The sequence below is a fragment of the Microcystis sp. genome, from assembly GCF_048564745.1.
Classification (GTDB): Bacteria; Cyanobacteriota; Cyanobacteriia; order Cyanobacteriales; family Microcystaceae; genus Microcystis; species Microcystis ichthyoblabe_A.
Map to the genome: position 1 here is coordinate 1 of NZ_JBLZRT010000079.1, position 6,617 is coordinate 6,617.

The 6,617-nt window shown below is 44.1% G+C and carries 6 protein-coding genes; 4 read left to right on the forward strand and 2 right to left on the reverse strand.

Annotated features, from left to right (window positions below):
• Positions 1–123: 123 nt before the first annotated feature.
• Positions 124–711 carry a Uma2 family endonuclease gene (locus tag ACOCD9_RS10265; RefSeq protein ID WP_072926815.1) on the reverse strand — a complete coding sequence of 196 codons (588 nt, stop codon included), beginning with the start codon at positions 709–711 and terminating at the stop codon, positions 124–126.
• A gap of 225 nt (positions 712–936) precedes the next feature.
• On the opposite strand from ACOCD9_RS10265, the gene ftsY reads away from it, so the two are divergent.
• From ftsY to ACOCD9_RS10285, 4 genes are all read left to right on the forward strand, one after another.
• The gene (gene ftsY, locus ACOCD9_RS10270) at positions 937–2,292 is read left to right on the forward strand and encodes a signal recognition particle-docking protein FtsY (protein WP_271931406.1); all 1,356 of its coding nucleotides are present in this window, start codon (positions 937–939) and stop codon (positions 2,290–2,292) included.
• A gap of 94 nt (positions 2,293–2,386) precedes the next feature.
• Positions 2,387–3,187 (forward strand): metal ABC transporter ATP-binding protein, encoded by an 801-nt coding sequence (locus ACOCD9_RS10275; protein WP_419547327.1) that lies wholly within the window; start codon positions 2,387–2,389, stop codon positions 3,185–3,187.
• A 39-nt stretch (positions 3,188–3,226) separates the two neighbouring features.
• Positions 3,227–3,643, forward strand: a complete 417-nt coding sequence (locus ACOCD9_RS10280; RefSeq protein ID WP_287699814.1) for a DUF3119 family protein — start codon at positions 3,227–3,229, stop codon at positions 3,641–3,643.
• Between the two features lie 198 nt (positions 3,644–3,841).
• A complete protein-coding gene (locus ACOCD9_RS10285; protein WP_419547329.1) occupies positions 3,842–5,125 on the forward strand; it encodes a DUF3086 domain-containing protein in 1,284 nt (427 codons plus the stop codon).
• A 4-nt stretch (positions 5,126–5,129) separates the two neighbouring features.
• Here the strand turns inward: ACOCD9_RS10285 and ACOCD9_RS10290 are convergent, their stop codons facing one another.
• Positions 5,130–6,215, reverse strand: coding sequence for a tRNA (guanine-N1)-methyltransferase (locus tag ACOCD9_RS10290; RefSeq protein ID WP_287699816.1), 1,086 nt, complete (start codon positions 6,213–6,215; stop codon positions 5,130–5,132).
• Positions 6,216–6,617 lie beyond the last annotated feature (402 nt).

Below are 6,617 nucleotides of genomic sequence, written 5' to 3' on the forward strand. Positions count from 1 at the left end.
CGGAAAAATCTAGAGCTTCCATAGATTTAACATATAGTAGTCCGTCCATTATACCAAAAAAGATTAGCTATTTTGAGATAATGAGTTTCTTGATAGCGACTCTTTTTCACCTTTCTTTTAATTTTAGGTTTCTGCTAGGTCAAAATTTACTCTTTGATATAAATCTTGAAAAGAAATCTGCCAATCCACCGACAGCAATTGTAAAACCGCATTTTCCCCCGTGACGAAATCAATTAACCATTGATCATCCTTTTGTTTATAGTAACGTTCCACACTATAACTAGATTGTTCGATCAGAATATATTCCTGAAAAGTTGGCAAGGAACGATAGAATTTAAACTTATCCCCTCGATCATAAGCTTGGGTGGAATTGGAGAGAACTTCGACAATAATTAAAGGATTGATCACGTTAGATTGACTATTCCCTTGATAGAGAGGTTCACCTTTAATCACCATCACATCGGGATAGGTGTAAATACTATAATCTGACAGCCATAAACGCACCGTTTCCATATAGGTATAATAATCTTGATTATTGATATTTAAGGGAAAATTACGGCAAAAATTTAGACAAATCTGATTGTGATTCGTGGTGGCTCCTACCATTGGGATAATTTCTCCTTGACGATATTCATTTTTATCTTCGGATGTTTCCTCCAGAGCTAGATATTCTTCGGGAGTATAATATTTAGTTTCAGTAGCGCTTAACATTTTTGACTCTCCTTCCTATTCTATTTTCTAGGATACAGCATTTCCCTAAAAAGAGATAAAGTTATCCTTGAGCAAGGTTATCAATTGAGTTACTCGGATCATATTTTTTCCTTAATCTCTGGCAAAAAATGCGGAGAAATCCATAATTAAAAATCTAAGTATCAAAATTGCTCACTTCAAGAGTTAAGATAAACTAGATAAATAGTTTTATGTTTAGTTTCTCCTATGTTTAACTGGTTCCGTCGTCAGAAAGTCCAACCCGAACAAGAACAAACACCCCCCGCACCCGTAGAGGAAACCCCCAGCGAGGCAACCCCGACGACTAGCGAGACAACCAGTCAGGAAGAGTATTTAGATTGGGCTAAAAAAGCCTTTAAAAATATTCAAGAGAAAAAAGCCACGGCCGAGGCCGTCGTCAGCGAAACCCCTGAAACATCCATTGCTGAAACGGAACCTCCGCAAGAGGAAGAACCAGTTAAAGAAGAAGAAACCGAGGATAATACCCCCGCATGGCTGAAAAAATCTGATCGCCTCGAAATTCTCAAAGAAACCGCCATCGAAACCCCCACAGAACCAGATGAAGATTTTATCTGGTCGGCCAAAGTTTTAGCAAATCAGGGACGACAAGCAGAGGACGTTTCAGAAGAAGAAATCACCTGGTTAAAAAAATTGCGTCAGGGTTTAGGCAAAACGCGCCGCAGCTTGGTCAATCAGCTTAAGGCCGTGGTCGGTCAGGGTCCCCTCAATCAAGATGCGGTGGAGGAAATCGAAGCTTTATTGCTTCAGGCCGATGTGGGGGTAGATGCCACCGATTATATTATCACTACCCTCCAAAATAAGCTAAAACAGGAAGCTTTGCCCCCCGAAAAAGCGATCGAATATCTCAAAGAAATTATCCGCGAGATTTTAGATGCACCTTTAGCCAATTATAGCAACCCCGGTTTTGAGCCAGAAAAAGGCAAATTAAATATCTGGATGCTCACAGGAGTTAACGGAGTCGGTAAAACAACGACTATCGGCAAATTAGCCCATTTATCTAAACAATCTGGCTATAGTTGTATAATCGCCGCTGCCGACACCTTTCGCGCTGCTGCCGTGGAACAGGTGAAAGTTTGGGGAGAGCGATCGCAAGTCGAAGTAATTGCCAACCCGGGCAAAAATACCGACCCAGCCGCCGTGGTGTACGATGGCATCGAAGCTGCTAAATCCAGGGAGATAGAATTACTCTTAGTGGATACGGCGGGAAGATTGCAGAATAAAAAGAACTTAATGGCAGAATTAAGCAAAATTCGCCGTATTATCGACAAAAAAGCCGAGAGTGCCGTGGTGGAATCCCTTCTAGTTCTCGATGCCACTTTAGGACAAAACGGGCTGCGACAGGCAGAGGTTTTCTCGGAAGCTGCCCAATTAAGCGGCGTGATCCTGACTAAAATCGATGGTACAGCTAAAGGGGGTGTTGCCCTTGCCGTGGCGCGTCAGCTTAACCTCCCGATTCGCTTTGTGGGTGCTGGGGAAGGAATCGAGGATCTGCGGCCTTTTTCCAGTTACGAATTCGTGGAAGCTTTACTAAGTGGCGATTGATCTCACCCCGGCTATCTTTCATAATCTTTTCATGGTTGCTTCATAATTGTCTCATTTTTAGTTATGCTAGAAATGGAGACTCGGGGTAACAACTATGCAAAGGACAATTACGGTCAGTCATCTAGGAGTATATTATCGCGGCGTGGAAGCCCTACGGGATATCACCCTGAAAATTTATCCAGGACGATTAACCGGTATTATCGGTCCCAACGGTGCGGGTAAAAGTACCCTGATCAAAGCCATGCTAGGATTAATTCCCGTACAACAGGGAAGCGTTAACTATCAAGGGCAATCTCTACAGCAACAACTGGATAAAGTCGCTTATGTTCCCCAAAGATCTCAAATCGACTGGACTTATCCCGTCACCGCTTGGGATGTGGTGATGATGGGGAGAGTCAGGAAAACGGGTTGGTTTCGTCCTTTTTCCCATATTAGTCGTCAACAGGCTTTAAATGCCCTAGAACGGGTCGAAATGGCTGATTTACGCCATCGTCCCCTCGGTCAGCTGTCGGGGGGACAACAGCAAAGAGTCTTTTTAGCCAGATCTTTGGCCCAAGAAGCGGAGATTTTCTGTTTTGATGAACCTTTCGTTGGGGTAGATCAAAAAACCGAGGGGGTTCTTTTTAATATCTTTGGTGAGTTAGCCCAAGAAAATAAAATTGTCATGGTGGTTAACCATGATTTAGGCGAATCTATCACTCATTTTGCTGATTTAATCCTCTTAAATAAAGAATTGATCCTCGCCGATCAAAGATCTAAGGTCTTAACTGATTTTAATCTCCGGCGTGCCTATGGGGGTAAAGTCTCCTTCTATGATGCCATGACACCTCCAGATCATCGCCGATCGAGTCTCGATTATCTCGATCGCCTATCGAAAAACAATGGGATAAACTAGAAGCGAAGATATTTTGGCTGACTGCCGATAGGGACACCGATGAAAACTATTTCCCCGCAAGAAGTAACAGGAACGATCGAACTGGCTCCTAACTATCGAATTCCCCTGTTTTTGGTAATTTTATCGCTGCCTTTACTCTTTTTACAGGTCTGGCTCGGCATAATTTTCTCCCTGTTAGGGCTATTCTTGATGTTCCAGACTACCCGCATTCGTCTCCAGTTTACCCCCACTTCCTTAGATGTCTATCTGTCCGGGCAACAAATTCGCTCCTTTCCCTACCAAGAATGGCAAAATTGGCGTATTTTCTGGAATAAAGTCCCGATTCTGTTTTATTTCAAAGAAATTAACAGCATTCATTTTTTGCCGATTATCTTTGACAGCGCAACCCTGAGACTCTGCCTCGAAAAATACTGTCCTTTAGCAGCATCGCCAGCGATCGACTCAGAAGCGAACTAAGATTGAGATAAAATAAAATCTAGCTAATAGCGTCTTAAGTGGGTAGGTGTTAAAAATTGTCAGATCCCCCCGCCTATCGGCACCCCCCTTATTAAGGGGGGCAGGGGGGATCGAAGGCAAGATATATCGTCTATTAATTAGAACCACTTACTTAATTACCTGCCTTAGCCCTCTGTTCGCTCTGCATTTCTAAAGCCGATGACTTCAGAAGATTTTAATGTTTTACCCCTTGACAAAATGACAGACTTACCCAATGAATCTGTCGAAGAATTTAGTTTTGATGATCTCTGGAACGATCGCCCAGTAGAGAATCCCCTGCCATCGGAAACCGCCCCCGAAGGCGAATTAGTTCCCACAGCCCAAGCGCAACCCCTGCGGGCAGAAATCGAGGCTCTAGAACGGCAAAAACAGAGCCTAGCGGCAGAAATCTCGGCATTAAAAGCGGAAAAAGAACGCTTGATCGCCGAGGAACTAGGGGATATCAAAGCTCAAATCGAAAGAATGCTCAAGGAAGGGGTAAAAGACCTAGAACAACGCAAACAGGCTTTAGAAGTGGCGATCGAACAGTTAGAACGCCGTCGTGAGCGGATTCGGCAGGAAATGCGGAGTAATTTCGCCGGAGTCTCCCAGGACATAGCCGTGCGGGTTCAGGGATTTAAAGACTATCTGGTGGGCAGTTTACAGGATTTGGCCGCGGCTGCCGAACAATTGGAATTACCCCGTTTTGAAACCCCCGAAAAATCCCCCCGACCTGTGGAACCTCCCCTGCGAACTGAACGAGAGGAAAACCCCCGTCCATCCCGTGGCAGTCAAGGCCGGGATGATCGCGAAGAAAGTCCCCGTCCCCCCCGTACCAGTAACCAGGGCCGGGATAATTGGCAAGAACCCCGTCGTTCTAACCGTTCGGGTTATGAATCGGAACCGGTGGGACAATCCACCCCCAGACAGGGCTTTTCTGACCAAAATCAGCGCATCCAAGCTCTTTTAGACCGTTATCGCAGTCGTCCTGATTATTACGGTCCGCCTTGGCAACTACGGCGCACTTTTGAACCAATTCACGCCGAACGGGTGCAACAGTGGTTCTTTAAACAGGGGGGCCGGGGTACGATTCGCGGTATGGGTAGCCGTCTCCAAAATATTCTGGTGGCTTCGGCAATTATCTCGATTATGGCGGAATTACAGGGCGATCGCTTCCGTTCTCTCGTTCTGGCTAATAGTCCCGAACGTTTAGGCGAATGGCGGCGCGGTCTCCAAGATTGTCTCGGCATTTCCCGCGCCGATTTTGGACCTGACCGCGGCATCGTTCTCTTTGAGTCTCCCGAAGCTTTAATTCAAAAAGCGGAACGTTTAATCGACGATAAGTATTCACCGCTCATTATCATCGATGATACCGAAGAACGGCTGAATTTCGCTCTTTTACAATTCCCCTACTGGTTAGCTTTTGCCCCGGAACCCCAACAAAGTTCTAGTTATTGGTATTAACTAATTAGTCCTTGAGTAGTGCGATACATTGGGCTAAAGAAGCGTTAGTTTTCACCGCTTGCGGGTTAATATGGGTGGCAGCGGCTCGATAACCTTGTTCTAAGAGAGCTGCAATTAAATCTTCCCTTTTAGGTAGATCTAATTTGCCCCTTCTACCAATTTCCCGAAAGCTATAAAAATAGGGAGGAAAATCGTTTTCTTCCCTCATTATTTCTAACAATTTAACTACCTTTTTCCACTGCCATTGATCGGCTAAATCTGCCATTTTTTCTAGATAAAGGCGATCATGTAAACTGCCTAACCACAAGGGTCCAGTTAAGGTTAAAGGTTGCCCGTCCCCAGAACAAACTATCTTGCCTAACTTCGGCCAAGGCACTGATTGATATTCCCCGCAGCTATGACAATAACCGAGAAAACCGTAGTTATGACTATTTAATTGTCTATTAGCCGTTAACCGCACCATCACCCGATAACTTTGACCAAAAAAGAAGGAAAAAATCGGCGTAATTCCTAAACCTAACCGGGCTGATTCTAATTGCAAACCGGCGATAATTAATCTTAATCCCTGTTCGTGGGCAGCCGGATGATTGCGAGCATAGGCTCCATAATCAGCTAAACTATTTTCTAGATTATGACCCGTCAGCGTCCGTCCATCGGTATTAGTCAGATAAATTAAACCACCGATTTTAGTGGCTAAAGGAATAGCACTGAACAGAGATGCAGGGGAACCAAAAGCATCAATATCAACTAGATCATAATAGTCTTTTTCAAGATAACATTCTAGGAGAACTTCTTGAGCAGATTTATAGGTTATTTTGCCTTGTTTCTGTTGTAATAAACTCTCTAAATTAGCGGCTAAAGTTGGCTTAATTTCTGGATTACCATCATTAACCCACAGCCAATCCGCACCACTTTCTAACCAATACCTGAGCGCTCGCACACCAGAGCCGCTCATTACTTCTAAAACGCGCAAACTTCCTCGCTCTTTTTGAGCAATTGCCGCTCCTAAAACTCCTAAATCTCGGACGATTTTACTCTCCGGTCGATAAAAAGTATTGTTGATATTAAATATCGCTTTTTCTTCCTGCATCGCTCATCTCATAATTAGGGTTTGCTGAAAAAGTTTTTCTTGGGGGCAGGGTGTGGGCTTCGGCCGTGAGCTCAGCCGAACGGGTGTGGGGTGTGGGGTGTAGGGTTTTACCGATTTTGAAGGGGTCAATTACCTAATTTTCAGGGAAAAAGTCCCGGAATTTTCCCCCCGATCACTCCCATATCTGGTACTTTTTGATTTACAAAAACTCTAAAAGTCTTAACCAACAAGGGTTTTACCATTATTCAGCCAGCCCTAATTAGCCAGCAATTCTCATTTTGAAAACAAAAGAAGATAAAGTTCTCTATGTGAACAAGAGAACTTCTGTCTAATTATCATTTTTTTTCAAGATAATCATCATAATTAGCTTCAAGAGACAGTTTTAAAATATCTGCCCATAAA